We start from the raw sequence: 15,821 nt of genomic DNA, 5'->3' as shown, positions 1-15,821 counted from the left end.
GTCAGAGTGCTCCCAGGGTGACCGCGGTGCTGATCATTGCGTAGCCATGCGTGTGGATCATGGCGATCTCGGGTCGCTTGGGCATCTGTCGCTTGCCCGCCTGGCCACGCATCTGCAGCACCGCTTCGTAGATGTCGGAGCCGGCGCTCGCACCCCAGGCGTGCCCGAAAGCGTGGCGCCCGCCGTGGGTGGACATCGGGCGGTCGCCGTCGAAGCGCAGACGGCCTTCGCGCGCAGCGGCCAGCCCCTGGCCGGGTTTCAGGTAGCCGATCATCTCGGCCGTGCACAGGCCGGAGATGTGCGAGCAATCATGCGTGTGCAGGTAGTCGATGTCGGCCGCACCGATGCCCGCCATGTCCATTGCCGCGTGGCAGGCGCGTCGGTCGAACTCCCAGTGCGTCGGGTCCTCGCCGTACCAGGGCAGGTCGCTGTAGCAGATGCCGAAGCCCTTGAACCCGATCGGCGTTGACTTCGCACCCCGCAGCGCCTCGGGCCGCGCGATCACCAACGCCGACGCGCCGTCGGCTGTCGTCACCAGGCTCAACAACCGCGAGGGCCAGGCCACGAAGGGGTTGTGCTGGTCCGAGCGCCAGAAGTCGTACGGGTCGGCAAAGCCCTCGGCCGCGGCCTTGGCCTCCAGCGTCTCCTGCACGTTCGCCTTCGGGTTCATCGAGCCGTGCAGCCGCCGCGTGCGGCAGAGCTCGAACATGCCGCGCTCGTAGTCCTCGATCGAGATGCCGTGCTTGCGGCAGTAGCCGAGCGCGACCAGACCGTTGTAGGTGGAGAAGATGTCGTAGCCCTGCGGCACGCCGTAGGCCTGGTTCACGGCCATGTCGGTCCACAGCCAGGTCTGCTGGTGGCTGATCGGTTCGCGCTCGTATGGGCTCAGGCCCTTGACCTTGGTGCGCGTGGTCTCCAGGCCGTAGACGAGACAGACGTCGTAGACGCCGGCTGCCACCGCCATGGCCGCCAGCGCCGCGCCGACGCTGGTGGTCGAACACTGCGCCTCAAAGTGCACACCGGCCTTGAACTGCGTGCCGGTCCATTTCGAGAGCTGGGTGTAGGTGCCCGGCACCTGCGAGCTGTGCACCATGGCGTTGCCGGCGAACACCGCATCGACGTCCTGGCCGCTCAGCCCGGCATCGTCGAGCGCCTCTTTCACCGCCATGGCGGTCAGCGCCTGCAGGCTCAGCCCCTTCAGGCCGGGCGTGCTCAGCAGGTCGCCAAATCGCGAGCACCCGACGCCGGCGATCGCCACCGGCTCGCGCAACTGGTTCCGCATGAATGTCCCCTTCCATACCGTGGCTGGATCAGCCTGCCTTGGCAATCTAGATGCATGCGCCGGGCCGATGTTGATGCGCATCAAGCTCGTGTGCGCGCCGATGGCCGCTCACGCTGCGGATGAACGCTGTCAATGGCCACCCCGCGTTGATGAAGATCAAGCCGCTGCGGCTGCGGGGGACCACAATCGCACGTGTGTCCGGTGTCAGGGCGATCACCCTGCCGGCCGCGGCCCATGCAAGCAGGAGGCAGCAACTTGAAGATCCTCGTGGCGGTCGACGGCAGCCCCTTCACCCGGCGCATGCTGGCCTTTCTGGCTGCCCATGACGGCTGGCTGGGCGCGCAACACAGTTACACGGTGCTCTATTGCGTGGCACCTTTGCCGCACCGCGCGGCGGCCTTCGCCGACAAGCCGGACGTGCAGGCTCTCTACCGCGAGGACGCCGAGAACGTGCTCAAGCCGGTCCGCGCGTTCTTTCAGCGGCGTGGCTTGACGGCGCAATTCGCGCACCGCATCGGCCCGGCGGCGTCCACCATCGCCCGGCTGGCCGAGCAGCAGCGCTTCGATCTTGTCGTGCTCGGCACGCACGGCCGTGGCGCTCTGGCCGGGCTGGTGCTGGGCTCGGTGGCCACGAAGGTGCTCTCCCTGTGCCGCACGCCGGTGCTGCTGGTGCGCTAGCCGTTCGCCTCGCCGCGGCCGACGCGACTGGCGCGACCGATGCGGCCGATGCTGCCGATGCGAGCGCGCAGGGGCTGACCTCGGCGCAGGTGCAGGCGCAGCGCGTGCACGGCTTCAACGACATCGTGCCGCCGCAAGCCAGCGGCTGGCGCGTGATCGCGCGCGACACGGCGCGCGACCCGATGTTGTGGTTCCTGCTGGTGACATCGGGCCTGTACGCGTTGCTGGGCCAGGGCGGCGAGTCGCTCACGCTGCTGCTGGCCATGCTGCCGCTGCTCGGCATGGACGCCTGGCTGCATCGCCGCACGGCCGCGTCGTCGGCGGGCCTGGCGAGCCGCCTGGCCAGCACGGCGCGGGTGCTTCGCGACGGGGAATGGCAGGACGTGCCAGCCCGCGACCTGGTGCCGGGCGATCTGGTGGCCATCACGCCGGGCGGGTACTTTCCCGCCGACGGGCTGCTGGTGGGCGGCAGCGAACTCCAGGTGGACGAGTCCACACTGACCGGCGAATCGCTGCCGGTGCCCAAACGCAGCGTTGCACCGGGCACGCCGCCGTCACTCCGTGCAGCCGACGTCAACCGTGGCTTTGCTGGAACGCGCCTGCTGACCGGCGACGCGCGGCTGCGCATCCTCTGCATCGGTGGCCACAGGCGCTACGGCGAGATCGTGCGATCCGCCACCGCAGGCAGCCACGCCGCCACACCGTTGCAGCAGGCCATCGGCGAGCTGGTGGTCGCACTGCTCGTGGTGGCACTGATCGCCTGCGCCGCACTGGCGGCGATCCGGTTGTGGCACGGGCATGGCTGGATCGACGCGTTGCTGAGCGCGGTGACGCTGGCGGTGGCGGCGATCCCCGAGGAGTTTCCCGTCGTCTACACCTTCTTTCTGGGCGTGGGCGTCTACCGGCTGGCGCGCCGCAAAGCGCTTGTGCGGCGCGCCGTGGCGGTGGAGAACATCGGCCGTGTGAGCTGCATCGTCTCCGACAAGACCGGCACCATCACCGAGGGCGTGCTGGTGCTGGCGCATCGTGTGCCGGCCGATGGGCAGGACGACGCCACCCTGTTGCAGTCCGCGGCGTGGGCTGCCCGGCCGGACAGCGGCGATCCGCTCGATGAGGCCTTGCACGGTGCCGCCGGGCCGCTGCCCGCGGCGACCCGCCTGTCGGCGTTCCCGTTCACCGAGGCACGGCGACGCGAGACCGTGATCGTGCGCGCGGCCGACGGTGCCACCACGGCCTTCACCAAGGGCGCACCCGAGACGGTGCTCGCCCTGTGCGATCTCGCCGACCCGCAGCGCGCCACCTGGCTCGCGCGCGTGGAGGCCCTGGCACGCGACGGCCACAAGGTCATTGCCTGCGCGTGCCGCGACCTGGCGGCAAACGCCACCGCGGATGCCGAACCCGCGTCTGGATTCGGCCTGGTCGGCCTGCTCGCTTTCGAGGACCCGGTGCGCGAAGGCGTGCGCCAGGCCATCACCGACTGCATGCACGCCGGTCTGCGCGTGATCATGGTCACCGGCGACCACCCGGGCACCGCTGCGGCGATCGCGCGCGAGATCGGGCTCGGTGGCGCGCACCCGGTGGTCGCCGCACTCGCGCCGGGCGACGACGCCGGCGCCTTGCTGCGCACACACGCCGGCGTTCACGTGATCGCGCGTGCGACACCGGCGCAAAAGCTCGCGCTGGTGCAAGCCTTGCAGGCCGACGGCGAGCTGGTGGCCGTCACGGGCGATGGCGTCAACGACGTGCCTGCGCTGCGCATGGCCGACATTGGCGTGGCGATGGGCGAGCGCGGTACGCAAAGTGCGCGCGAGGTGGCGCCGGTGGTGCTGCTCGACGACAACCTGCGCACCATCGTCGATGCGGTGGCCGAGGGCCGCCAGCTGTTCCTGAACCTGCGCCTGGCGTTCGCCTACCTGCTGCTGGTGCACGTGCCGCTCGTGGTTGGCGCCGCCGCCGTGCCGCTGATGGGGCTGCCCCTGCTGTTCCTGCCCATCCACGTCGTCTGGCTCGAGCTGGTGATCCACCCGACAGCAATGCTGGCGTTCCAGCACCTTCCCGCGGCCGGACCACTGGCCTCGGTGGAACGCCAACACCAACACCGTCGCGCGCGCTTCTTCTCACTCGATGCCTGGCTGGCGATGGCCTTGATCGGCAGCCTCGTGAGCGTGGCGGTGGTCGGGAGTTACCTGCATGCGCTCGGGGCCGATCGCGATGTCGAGCACGCGCGTGCCATGGGGTTGGGTGTGCTGCTCGCGTCCAGCGCCGGCATTGCCAGCGGACTGACCGGCCTGCACAGCGCCGCGGCGCGCTGGCTCGTCGGCGCCACGCTGATGTCGCTGGGTGTGTTGATTCAGGTGCCCGGTGTGAGCGAATGGCTGAACCTGCGCCCGCTGCACGCGGGCGACTGGGGCGGGATCCTCGCGGCCTATGCGCTGGTGTTGCTCATGGTGCGGGCGCTGGCCGCACGCCTGGCGCCTGCCAGCGCCATCGCTTTTGCGAACACGGCGTAGAACAGCCCACTTGCCGTCCAGCACAGCCACGCCGTCCAGAGCGTGTGCCCTGGTGGGTGCGCGCCGCGCAGGGTCTGCACCACACCCAAGGCCAGACCCGAGGCGAGCGCCAGCACCAATACCCAGGCGCCCCAGCGCCAGCGCCGCGAGCCAACGCGGCTGGCCAGCCCTGGCCAGGCCGCCGCGATGAAGGCGAAGCCTGATGACGCATGACCACCCGGGAAGCAGCCGCCCGGGCCACCATCCGTGGTCACCCACCAGGCCCAGTGCGGAACCCAGTGGGCGCTGCCACCGAACACCGCCTGGTCCCAGGGGCAACTCACCACGCTGTGGTGCTTGAGCACGCTGATCAGCAAGGCGCACAGGCTGGTGGCCAGCGCCATGAACAAGCGTTCCGGACGGGAGAAAACGGCCAGCGCGCGGGGCGCGCGGAACACCGCCAGCCACATCAGGAGCAGCACGAGCAAGGCAAGGTTGCGGGCGCCGTCGTGCCCGAGCGCCTCCAGCCAGAGGTTGTGGCGCAGCGCAAAGCCTTGCGGTGTGCCGATCAGCAGCATCACCCCGACGTCGATGCGCAGGTAGTCCCACCAGACGACAAGGTACAACCCCACCGCGGTCGGCAGCCACCACTCCAGGCCAGCGGGTTTCAAGGTGGTCTTCAGGACGTCGTAGCGCATTCCCTGATTCGACCCAGCCAGGCTGAACGCAGGATTAAGTCGCCGCGCCCGACGGATGGCCCATGGCAAAGGCTGGGTGTTTAAGCGCGGCTTAATGCGCCGGGCAAAGCATGCGCCCCATGCAAGCTGCCCCATCCCCGCGCTCGCGCGGCATTCACCCGATCGGTCTCGAACTGCTGCTGGCGCTGTGGCTGGCCACGGTGGGCAACGTCGCGCTGTGGCGTGCGGTTTACTTGAGCCCGGACGTGCAGCAGCCCGGTGGCCTGTGGGTCATGTTCACGTTCGCCATGGTGGTAGGCGCCGCGCTCTTGGCCGTATTGACCGCCCTCATGTGGGGTCCCTGGCGCCGCGCACTGGGGGTTGTGCTGCTGCTGTTGTCCAGCGTGGCCGGCTACTTCATGTTCACCTACGGCATCGTGATCGACCCCGGCATGGTGGCCAACGTGTTTCACACCGACCGGCTGGAAACGCAGGGCTTGTTGAGCGCTCACCTTGCCATGGCGCTGTTCGTGGGTGCGGTGCTGCCGTCGATCGTGTGGTGGCGCATGCCCGTGCGGCCGGTGGCAGCGCGGCACCAGTGGTGGCAGCGCAGTGCCACCGTGCTGGTGGCGCTCGCAGTGCTTGTGGTCGCGCTGCTCTCGGGATTCCAGGGCATCTCCTCGCTCATGCGCAACCACAAGTCCTTGCGCTACATGGTCAACCCGTTCAACGTGGTTTACGGCGTGGTGGTGCAGGGGCTGGGCGAGACGGCCATGGCCGCCCAGCCGCTGCGGCCCGTGGGCCTGGATGCCAGCGTGCGCATCACGGCCGCCGCCCATGACCGTGCGCCGCTGGTGGTTGTGGTGGTGGGTGAGACGGTGCGCGCGGCGAACTTTGGCCTGGGCGGTTACGCCCGCGCGACCACGCCGCGCCTGCAGGCGCTGCGCACCGAGGGTGATCTGGTGTACTTCTCCGACGTCCAGTCCTGCGGCACCAGCACGCAGGTGTCGGTGCCCTGCCTGTTCTCGCGCCGGGGTCGCGCCGGCCTGAACCAGGCACACGAAGAGAGCCTGGTGGACCTGGTGCAACGCGCCGGCCTGGGCGTGTACTGGCTGGACAACCAGGCCGGTTGCAAGGGGGTGTGCGACCGCATTCCCCACCGTTTTCTGAGTTCGATGGCCTCTCCCGAGCACTGCCCCGATGGCGAATGCCCGGATGCCCTGCTGCTGCAGTCCCTGCCCGGCGTGCTTGCCGCCATCGACCGTGGGCGCGACCGACAAGGGTCATTGGTGGTGCTGCACCAGATGGGCAACCACGGACCCGAGTACCACCGCCGTTCGCAGCCCGAGCACAAGTTGTTCATGCCGGAGTGCCGCTCGAAGGCCCTCGCCAGTTGCGAGCCGTCGTCGATCGTCAACGCCTACGACAACGCCATCCGCGAGACCGATGCGCTGTTGGCCGACACGGTGGCATGGCTCAAACAGCAGGACCGCCCGGTCGCCTTGCTCTACGTGTCGGACCACGGTGAGTCCCTCGGCGAAAAGGGCATCTACCTTCACGGCATGCCCTGGTCGATCGCGCCCGCCGAGCAGAAGCAGGTGCCCATGCTGCTGTGGATGTCACCCGACATGCGCCGTGTGCAGGATGTGCAGACAAGCTGCCTGAACGCGCTTGCGTCGCGGCCCTGGAGCCAGGACAACGTCTTTCACACGGTCAGTGGCTTGCTGCGCCTGAGCGGCAGCGACATAGACGCCGCGAAGGACTTGCTGGCGCCGTGCCGACGCGTGTGAGGTCGGCACAGGCCCATCAGGCGATCAGAAGGATTCCCACTCGCCCGTGGCGTCAGCGTGCGTTGCCTGGCTGCGTGGCAGTGCAGTGGGCGCGGCCGCCTTGGGGGTGGCGCGCGCCACGGGTTTCGGCAGCGCGGCACGCGCGGGGGCGGCGCTGACCGCCGGGGCGTGAGCGGCCGGTGCCACCGGCGTGATGGCGCTGAAGCCCACCGCGTTGCTGGATAGGCGGAACACCGCCACGGCCTGCACCAGGTCGCTGGCCTGCGTGCGCAGGCTGCTGGCGGCCGCGGCCATCTCCTCCACCAGCGCCGCGTTCTGCTGCGTGGCCTGATCCATCTGCGTCACGGCCTCGCCGATCTGCGCCACGCCGTCGCTCTGCTCTTTGCTGGCCGCACTGATCTCGGCCATGATGTCCGTCACCCGGCGCACGCTGTCGACCACCTCGCTCATGGTGCTGCCGGCCTTGTCCACCAGCACCGTGCCGCTGGAGACACGCTCCACGCTCTCGGTGATCAGGTCCTTGATTTCCTTGGCCGCGCTGGCGCTGCGCTGTGCGAGGTTGCGCACCTCGCCAGCCACCACCGCAAAGCCGCGGCCCTGCTCGCCTGCGCGCGCGGCTTCCACCGCGGCGTTGAGCGCCAGGATGTTGGTCTGGAAGGCGATGCCGTCGATCACGCTGATGATGTCGGCGATCTTCTTCGAGCTGGTCTCGATGCCCTTCATGGTGTCCACCACCTGCGACACCACCTCGCCGCCCTGGCGCGCCACATTCGATGCGGTCTGCGCCAGCTGGTTGGCTTGCGCGGCGTTGTCGGCGTTCTGGCGCACCGTCGAGGACAGCTCTTCCATGGACGCCGCGGTCTCTTCCAGGGCGCTGGCCTGGTTCTCGGTGCGCGAGCTCAGGTCCTGATTGCCCTGCGCAATCTGCACGCTGGCGCTGGAGACGCCTTCGGAGCCTCCGCGCACGCGGCTGACCACCTGCACCAGACCGTTCTGCATCTCGGCCAGGGCCTGCATCAGCACGCCGGTTTCGTCCTTCGAGCGCACCTCGACGCGGCGCGTCAGGTCGCCGGCGGCCACGGCGCGGGCCAGTTCCACCGCTTCATTGATCGGGCGGGTGATGGAGCGAATGATCCAAACGGCCATGCCCACGGCCACCAGGGCGGCCAGCAAGACGGCCGCGATGATGGTGGTCACGAGGTTGGCCACCGCCGTCTTGGCCTGCGCGCCGGCTTCGTCTGCGCCTTTCGACTGAAAGGTCACCGCGTTGTCGATCGCCTTGAAGTAGGCCAGCTGCAGCGGGCGCAGACTTTCCAGCAGGAAGCGGATGGCCTCCTCGCGTTGGCCGCCGGCCAGCAAGGCCATGAATTTCTCCTGGCCGTCGCGGAACGGCTGGCGTGCGTCGGCCGTGGCCTGCTGCAGCGCGCGCCCTTCGGCCGACACGATGATCTTGTCGAGCGCCGACACGAGCCGGACCACTTCGGCCTTCGATTTCTCGATGGCCTGCTTTTCCTGGGCCACCTGGGCCGGGTCGGTCATGAGTGCCATGTTGCGCAGCGCGCGCGCCTGAAAGTTGCCTTCATCGCGAACGAGTTCCAGCTCGGCAATGATCTTCATGCGGCGCTCGGTGATGTCGACCAGTTGGTCGCGTACCGCGATGGCTCGGGTGGCGCTCAGCGCGCCGATGAGCAATAAGAGGGCCAGCAGCACGGTGAACGCGCCCACCAGCCGGGTGGAAATCTTGAGGTTGTTGAACATGGCCATCTCGGTAGTCGGGTTGAGACAGGACACCGAAAACGGCGATCCCACAACCCGTATTTCGGCAGATTCCCCAGCCGCCTGAACCGGGATAAGCCGGGTGAGCCACACCCTGTTCCGCCCTTTTCGCCGTTGATCGCGTCACCGGCTGGCTGGGCGGTCAGGTTCCAGCCACCGACCATGCCATCAGCACGCGCGCCCTCAGCCGTCGAGCAGGCCGACCGCCTTGCGCACCAGCGATTCGGTTTGTGGGTCGAGCCGAAAGGCCTGCAGGAAATCGGGCATGCCGTAGCCCGCCTGCGTGGCCTGGATGTTGGCCAGCGCCGCCCGCGCCTCGGCCGTGCGCCCGGCCAGCGCCAGGCTGAACATGGCGATGGCGCGGATGTGGATGTGCGCGTTCGGCCGCGCGCTGGCGCGTTGCGCCCATTCCACCGCCTCGTCGATGCGGCCCAGGCGCAGCAAGGCCAGTGCGCGCGAGGCGAGCATGCCGAACAGCAACGGGTCCATGGGGCTCAGGGCGCGGGCGTGGTCCGCCTCGCTGATGGCGATGGCCGGGTCGCCCGACTGCGCGTGCACGAAAGCCAGCGTGTAGTGACCGAGCGCGAAGTTGGGGCTGAGTTCGATGGCCTCACGCAGTTCGCGCAGCGCGCCGTCCCGGCGGCCCTGCAGCCACATCGCACGCCCCAGCGCCCAGTGTGATGTCGGGTCGTGCTCATCGGCCATCACGCCGTCGGCCGCGCTGCGGTAGGCCTGCTCGATCGCGGCGTCGCGCTCGCGCCAGCCCAGGAAAGCGTCCTGAAAGTGCGTGAACGACAGACCGGCGTGCGGGCGCGCGAAGGTGGGGTCCAGCCGCACCGCGGCCTGAAAGAAATGGCGCGCCTGCTCGTTGTCCTCGCGCGCGAAACGCATCATGTGCCACAGCCCGCGGTGGTGCGCCTCCCAGGCGTTGAGCGAACTCGGGTTCTTGAGCACCGCGCGGTTGCGCTCGACCATCTCGATCTGGCCTGCGATGGCCGTCACGATGCGGTTGCCGATCTCGTCCAGCACGGCGAAGGCGTCGTCGAGCCGGCGCGCGAATTCCTCCGCCCAGACCACCTGCGCGCTGCGCGTCTCGGCCAGTTGCACCGACACCCGCAGCTGCCCTTGCGGGTCACGGCGCAGCCAGCCGCTGGCCACATAGCCCACGTCCAGCCGCCGCCCTGCGTCCTCGGGGCCGGCCTGGCGCTGCGCGAGCGCGAACACCGTGCCCGAGGCGATGACGAACACGCTGCGCAGCTTGGCCAGGCGCGTGATGACGTCGTGCGTCATGCCGTCGCCCAGCCCGCCGCCGCGCGTGGCGCCGGGCGTGCGGTCTTCGAAGGGCATGACGGCAAGCGATGCGCGCCGGGTGGCCTGGCGCTCAGGTTCGAGTGCTGGGTCGCTGGTGATCACGATCTCGCTGACCGGCGCGGACGCTGTTGTGGTGGCGCGCGTGGCCACCACCGCGCCTGTGTGCCGCTGCCGCGCGGCTCGCCACGCGTGGCCGATGGGCGCCCAGTCCAGCCCCTCGGCCTCGTACTGGCGCGCGGTGGTGGCCAGGTGTTCCTCGCCTTCGCGCAGGCGCCCGCTCGCGGCCAGCGCGTCGAGCAGCCGCTCGTGCGCCTGTCGGTCGAACGGCGCGATCGCGAGCCAGCGCTCGATCGCCGCAAGCGCGGTGTCGCTGCCCGTGGGCAGCGCGCGCACCCAGTGCTCCAGCACGGTGGCGTGCACGGCGCGCAGGCGGCGTCGCTCGGCCACCAACCAGCCAGCGAAGGCGGGGCTGCGCGGCAGTTCCAGACCTTGCAGGAGATCACCACGCGCGAAATGGGCCGCCAGCGCCGCCAGACGGCCGGGTGCCAGCGTGACCACGCCCTGGCGCAGGGCATCGAGCGCATGGTGCACGTCGATGTCGGCGCCTTCGAGGTCGAGCATCACACGATCGCCGTCGGCGATGACGCGCACGCGCCCCGGACTGTCGAGCACGCCGCGCAGCTTGCTCAGGGACCAGCGCAGCTCGCCGCGCGGGTCGTTGGGCACGTCCCACAGCAGTTCGCACAGGTGACTGCGCGCGCTGGGGCGGCCTGTCACCACCAGGTAGGCCAGCAGCGCGCGCACCTTGCGAGAGGGTGGCAGCGCCACGACCGCGCCTTGCCGGCGCACCGACAACGGACCGAGCAGTTGCAGCGCCAGCGGCGCGACGGCAGGCATTGGCTGGTTCATTTCCACGCTCTTTTCCACGCGGTTCACCACGGGGGCTTCCACGCGCGGCGTCAACAGTCAGGGCTCCCTGCGACGCAGGGCCTCGTCCTCAACCTCTCCTCCGGAGCAAACCCCCATGAATGCCATGACCGCTTCCCTCGCCGCGCCGGCCCCGGCCGCCACGGCCCCCGATTTCGCCGCCATCAAGCAACGCCAGAAAGCCGCCTGGGCCTCGGGTGACTATGCCGTGGTCGGCACTACCTTGCAAATCGTTGGCGAGACGCTGAGCGAGGCCGCCGACCTGCGCGCCGGCCAGCGCGTGCTCGACGTGGCCGCCGGCAACGGCAACGCCACGCTGGCCGCCGCGCGCCGCTGGTGCGAGGTCACCTCCACCGACTACGTGCCCGCGCTGCTGGAGCGTGCGCGCGAACGTGCTGCCGCCGAGCGCCTGCACGGCATCGACTTCCTCGAAGCCGACGTCGAGGCCCTCCCGTTCGACGACGCCAGCTTCGACGCCGTGGTCTCCACCTTCGGCAACATGTTCGCGCCCAACCCACCGCGCGTGGCCGCCGAAATGCTGCGCGTGTGCCGCCCCGGCGGGCGCATCGCCATGGCCAACTGGACACCGGCCGGCTTCATTGGCCAGGTGTTCAAGACGCTGGGCAAGCACGTGCCGCCGCCGCCCGGCGTGAGCTCGCCCGCGCTGTGGGGCACGCCGGGCCAGATCGCCGAGCTTTTCGGCGAGCACGCCGCGCACATCGCCACCGAGGTGCGTCAGTTCCATTTCCGCTACCGCTCCAGCGCCCACATGCTGGAGGTGTTCCGCAGCTACTACGGCCCCATCCTCAAGGCCTTCGCTGCGCTCAACCCCACCGGCCAGCAGGCGCTCACGGCCGACCTGCTCGCGCTGATGCAGCAGTTCAACAGCGCCGAACGCGGTGGCCTGGTCATCCCCAGCGACTACCTCGAAATCGTCATCACCCGCCACTGAACGCACGGGCCCATCCGGAGCACACCATGAGAACCCTTCACACCTTCACGGTCGCCGCCATCGCGGTGGCGACCATCCTGGGCAGCGCCAGCGCGTGCGCCGACGCCGTGACCGATTGGAACCGCACCGCGGACGAACTGATCACCGCCGCGAAGATGGGCACACCACCCGCGATCCGCGTGATGGCCCTGGTGCAGACCGCGGTGCACGAGGCGGTGTCCGCCCTGCCGCCACAGGCCGACGCCACCGCGCAACAGGCGGCGGTGGCCGCCGCCAACCGCGTGGCGCTGGGCAAGCTGCTGCCGCAGCAGGAGGCCGCCATCACCGCCGCCTACCAGGCCGCGCTGGCGCGCCTGGGAGATGGTCAGTCCACCGCGGCCGGCGTGGCCGCGCGCGTGCTGGCCTGGCGTGCCGACGACGGCGCAGCCACGCCCGAGCGCTACCGCCCCCACGCCGCGCCCGGTGTCTACGTGCCCACCGCCGCCGCGGCAGCGTCGCAATGGCCGCAGCGCAAACCCTGGCTCATGAACGACGCCGCGCAGTTCCGCCCCGCGCCACCGCCTGCATTGAACAGCGCGCAATGGGCGCGCGACTACAACGAGGTGAAAGCCCTCGGTGCCAGGGCCAGCACGCATCGCAGCGCCGAGCAGACCGCGGTGGCGCGTTTCTGGGAATACTCGCTGCCCGCGATCTACCACGGCGTGGTGCGCTCGGTGGCGCAGCAGCCCGGGCGCAGCCTGGCGCAGAACGCGCGCCTGTTCGCGGCCACCGGCCAGGCCATGGACGATGCCGTCATCGCCGTGATGGACGCCAAGTACCACCACCACTTCTGGCGCCCCGTCACCGCCATCCGCAACGGCGACCGCGACGAGCACCCCGCGACCGACCTGCAGGCCGGCTGGACGCCGCTGATCGACACACCGATGCACCCCGAGTACCCGAGCGCCCACAGCGTGCTGGCCTCATCGGTGGGCGAAGTGATCAAGGCCGAGGTGGGCCGGTCGCGCCTGCCCGAGCTGAGCACCAGCAGCCCCACGGCCAACGGCGCCACGCGGCGCTGGAAATCGGTGGACGCGTTTGTTCAGGAGGTGGCGGACGCGCGCGTGTGGGCCGGCATCCACTTCCGCAGCGCCACCGAGGTGGGCACCGACATGGGCCGACAGGTGGGGGCGCTGGCAGTGGCGCGGGTGGCCCAGCCGCCGCTGGCCGCGGCCGTGCCGCCCGCCCTGACACCCCAGGGCGCCGCCCGCTTTGCCGAGCGCATCGCGGCGCGCGGCGTGCAGGTCTATGAATGCCGGGCCGATGCCGCTGCACCGGGCGGCGCGCAGTGGATCTTCGTGGGCCCGCAGGCCGAGCTGTTCGATGCCGCGGGCAAGCCCGTGGGCTCGCACGACAGCGGCCCGCACTGGCAGGCCGCCGACGGCAGCCGCATCGTGGGCGCGGTGCAGGCGCGCGCCGACGCACCGCAGGCGGACGCGATCCCCTGGCTGCTGCTGTCCGCGCGCTCGGTGGGCAACGAGGGCCGCTTCGCCCGTGTGACCCAGATCCAGCGTGTCAACACCCAGGGCGGCACGGCGCCGGCCCGTGCCTGCAGCGCGGCCGCGGTGGGCGAGACCGAGCGCGTGCCGTACACGGCGGACTACCTGTTCTACGTGTCCTGAAGCGTGGCCCATCGCGTTGTGCATGGCGTTACCTGCTACCTGGCGCGCGTCCGCGGCGGCGCTACCTGCGGAGCGTTCGGCCTGGCCGAGCGCCCCGCAGAACGTCGCGGCCGGCGTGCCGGTGGGTCGGACCGTGGCGATCCGGTTGCGCTGATGTCTCAGCGCGGCTGAAAAGCGATCAGCCCCATGCCCAGCAGCGCCACCGCCACGCCCGCCACGTCCCAGCCGGTGGGCCGCACGCCGTCCACCGCCCACAGCCAGGCCAGCGAGGCGGCCACGTAGACACCGCCGTAGGCGGCATAGACCCGGCCCGAGGCCGTGTCGTGCAGCGTTAGCAGCCAGGCGAAGGCGGCCAGCGCCAGCGCGGCCGGCAGCAGCAGCCAGGCCGACTGGTGCAGGCGCAGCCAGGCGTAGACGAGGTAGCAGCCGACGATTTCGGCCAGGGCGGTGGCGAGGTAGAGCAGGACGGTGCGCATGGGTGGGCTCGGGTGCCCGCAGTATCGGCCCCTGCGGCCCCACGGTGCGCGCCCGGGTGGCGCCGGTGCGAAAATCCCACCCCATGAACGCGAGCAACACCACCGAACTCATGCACACCCTGGGGCAGCAGGCGCTGGCGGCCTCGCGCCTGATGGCCAAGGCCAGCGCCGCGGCCAAGGGCACGGCGCTGCGCCGTCTGGCCGCGCTGTTGCGCGAGAGCGTGCAGCCACTCTCGGTGGAGAACGCAAAGGATCTGGAGCGCGCGCGCGCCAATGGCCTGGCCGAACCGATGGTGGACCGGCTCAAGCTCACGCCCAAGGTGCTGGAAACCTGTGCCCAAGGCTGCGAGCAGCTCGCTGCCATGCCCGACATCATTGGTGAGATCTCGGGCATGAAGCAGATGCCCAGCGGCATCCGCGTGGGCCAGATGCGCGTGCCCATCGGCGTGTTCGGCATGATCTACGAGAGCCGCCCGAACGTGACCATCGAGGCCGCGTCGCTGGCCATCAAGAGCGGCAACGCCGCCATCCTGCGCGGCGGCTCCGAGGCCATCGATTCCAACCGGGCCCTGGCCGCGCTGGTGCAGCGCGCACTGCTGGACGCCGGCCTGCCCGCCGACGCGGTGCAACTCGTGCCCACCACCGACCGCGCCGCCGTGGGCCAGCTCATCGCCATGCCGCAGTACGTGGACGTGATCGTCCCGCGCGGCGGCAAGGGCCTGATCGAGCGCATCAGCGCCGAGGCCAAGGTGCCGGTCATCAAGCACCTGGACGGCAACTGCCACACCTACGTGGACGACCCGTGCGACATCGCGCTCGCGGTGAAGGTGACCGACAACGCCAAGACACAAAAGTACAGCCCCTGCAACGCCACCGAGAGCCTGCTCGTGGCGCGCGGCGTGGCAGATGCGTTCCTGCCGCAGATCGGCGCCATCTTCGCGGCCAAGGGCGTCGAAATGCGCGTGTGCGGCGAGAGCAAGGCGCTGCTTGCGGGCTTGCCTGGCGCCAAGGTGGTCGACGCCACCGAGCAGGACTGGTACGAGGAATACCTCGCGCCCGTCATCAGCATCAAAGTGGTGGCCGGTGTGGACGAGGCCATTGCCCACATCAACCGCTACAGCAGCCACCACACCGACGCCATCCTCACCACCAACCACGTGCACGCGCAGCGTTTCCTGCGCGAGGTCGATTCCGCGAGCGTGATGGTCAACGCCAGCACCCGGTTTGCCGACGGCTTCGAGTTCGGCCTGGGCGCTGAAATCGGCATCAGCACCGACAAGTTCCACGCCCGCGGCCCGGTGGGCGTGGAAGGCCTGACCTCGCTCAAGTACGTGGTGCTGGGCGAAGGCGAGGTGCGGGGTTGAACATGCGCTTGCTTGCTCCATTCCTGTGGCTGGTGTTCGCGGCGTCGTCGGCGATGGCCTCGGGCGACGTGGCCTGCACCACCAACCGGGAAGGCCGCATCGTGTGCCCGCCGCCCGAGGGGCGCTGCCTCACCAACCGTTACGGCGATGTGCTGTGCTCCAACGCCGGTGGCGGCATCCTGGCCAACCGCTATGGCGACCTCGTCTGCGGCCCGGGCAACTGCGTGCGCGATCAGCGTGGCGACGTCTTCTGCTCGAACCAGCCGCACGGCGCGGTGGCGATCGACCGCTATGGCGCGGCGGCCTGCGCCGGTGCCTGCGTGCCGGCCAGCGCCAGCGCCTGCGTGCGGCCGCAGCCGCAGCGCTGAACCACGGACCAGCAGGTGCCGCCATGGGCATGACGCACCTGGGCTACGTGGCCTACCTTGCGGTCGGTCC

12 protein-coding genes are annotated in these 15,821 nt (G+C 70.1%); 7 read left to right on the top strand and 5 right to left on the bottom strand.

Annotated elements, in window-relative coordinates:
- Position 1: 1 nt before the first annotated feature.
- Complete coding sequence (locus M3149_RS11695; RefSeq protein ID WP_251709631.1) at positions 2-1,282, bottom strand: thiolase family protein; 1,281 nt, start codon at positions 1,280-1,282, stop codon at positions 2-4.
- A 255-nt stretch (positions 1,283-1,537) separates the two neighbouring features.
- On the opposite strand from M3149_RS11695, the gene M3149_RS11690 reads away from it, so the two are divergent.
- Both M3149_RS11690 and M3149_RS11685 read left to right on the top strand, forming a co-directional pair.
- Positions 1,538-1,960 (top strand): universal stress protein, encoded by a 423-nt coding sequence (locus M3149_RS11690; protein ID WP_251709629.1) that lies wholly within the window; start codon positions 1,538-1,540, stop codon positions 1,958-1,960.
- Positions 1,930-4,470, top strand: coding sequence for a cation-translocating P-type ATPase (locus tag M3149_RS11685; RefSeq protein WP_251709628.1), 2,541 nt, complete (start codon positions 1,930-1,932; stop codon positions 4,468-4,470). Before M3149_RS11690 ends, M3149_RS11685 begins: the two co-directional genes overlap by 31 nt.
- Here the strand turns inward: M3149_RS11685 and M3149_RS11680 are convergent.
- Positions 4,386-5,147, bottom strand: coding sequence for a hypothetical protein (locus M3149_RS11680; RefSeq protein ID WP_251709626.1), 762 nt, complete (start codon positions 5,145-5,147; stop codon positions 4,386-4,388). The genes M3149_RS11685 and M3149_RS11680 overlap by 85 nt on opposite strands.
- A 119-nt stretch (positions 5,148-5,266) precedes the next feature.
- Here M3149_RS11680 and M3149_RS11675 point away from each other — a divergent pair, with 119 nt between their 5' ends.
- Positions 5,267-6,916, top strand: a complete 1,650-nt coding sequence (locus tag M3149_RS11675) for a phosphoethanolamine transferase (RefSeq protein ID WP_251709624.1) — start codon at positions 5,267-5,269, stop codon at positions 6,914-6,916.
- 24 nt (positions 6,917-6,940) lie between these two features.
- Here the strand turns inward: M3149_RS11675 and M3149_RS23030 are convergent, their stop codons facing one another.
- Entirely contained in the window at positions 6,941-8,680 is a 1,740-nt protein-coding gene (locus tag M3149_RS23030; RefSeq protein WP_435370742.1) for a methyl-accepting chemotaxis protein, read from the bottom strand.
- A gap of 195 nt (positions 8,681-8,875) precedes the next feature.
- Positions 8,876-10,966 carry a transcriptional regulator gene (locus M3149_RS11660; RefSeq protein ID WP_251709622.1) on the bottom strand — a complete coding sequence of 697 codons (2,091 nt, stop codon included), beginning with the start codon at positions 10,964-10,966 and terminating at the stop codon, positions 8,876-8,878.
- A 70-nt stretch (positions 10,967-11,036) separates the two neighbouring features.
- On the opposite strand from M3149_RS11660, the gene M3149_RS11655 reads away from it, so the two are divergent.
- The gene (locus M3149_RS11655) at positions 11,037-11,882 is read left to right on the top strand and encodes a class I SAM-dependent methyltransferase (protein WP_251709620.1); all 846 of its coding nucleotides are present in this window, start codon (positions 11,037-11,039) and stop codon (positions 11,880-11,882) included.
- Between the two features lie 26 nt (positions 11,883-11,908).
- Positions 11,909-13,543, top strand: coding sequence for a DUF3455 domain-containing protein (locus M3149_RS11650; protein WP_251709618.1), 1,635 nt, complete (start codon positions 11,909-11,911; stop codon positions 13,541-13,543).
- Between the two features lie 158 nt (positions 13,544-13,701).
- Here M3149_RS11650 and M3149_RS11645 read toward each other — a convergent pair whose 3' ends face one another.
- The gene (locus M3149_RS11645; RefSeq protein ID WP_251709616.1) at positions 13,702-14,019 is read right to left on the bottom strand and encodes a YnfA family protein; all 318 of its coding nucleotides are present in this window, start codon (positions 14,017-14,019) and stop codon (positions 13,702-13,704) included.
- A gap of 83 nt (positions 14,020-14,102) precedes the next feature.
- Here M3149_RS11645 and M3149_RS11640 point away from each other — a divergent pair, with 83 nt between their 5' ends.
- Positions 14,103-15,383: a glutamate-5-semialdehyde dehydrogenase gene (locus M3149_RS11640; RefSeq protein ID WP_251709614.1), complete on the top strand. Its 1,281-nt coding sequence runs from the start codon at positions 14,103-14,105 to the stop codon at positions 15,381-15,383.
- A 2-nt stretch (positions 15,384-15,385) separates the two neighbouring features.
- Positions 15,386-15,751: a hypothetical protein gene (locus tag M3149_RS11635; protein ID WP_251709612.1), complete on the top strand. Its 366-nt coding sequence runs from the start codon at positions 15,386-15,388 to the stop codon at positions 15,749-15,751.
- The last annotated feature ends 70 nt before the right edge of the window (positions 15,752-15,821 follow it).

The sequence above is a fragment of the Hydrogenophaga intermedia genome (assembly GCF_023715105.1).
Classification (GTDB): domain Bacteria; phylum Pseudomonadota; class Gammaproteobacteria; order Burkholderiales; family Burkholderiaceae_C; genus Hydrogenophaga; species Hydrogenophaga intermedia_A.
The sequence above is the reverse complement of the archived record's forward strand: the minus strand, read 5'-3'. Positions and strand labels throughout refer to the sequence as shown.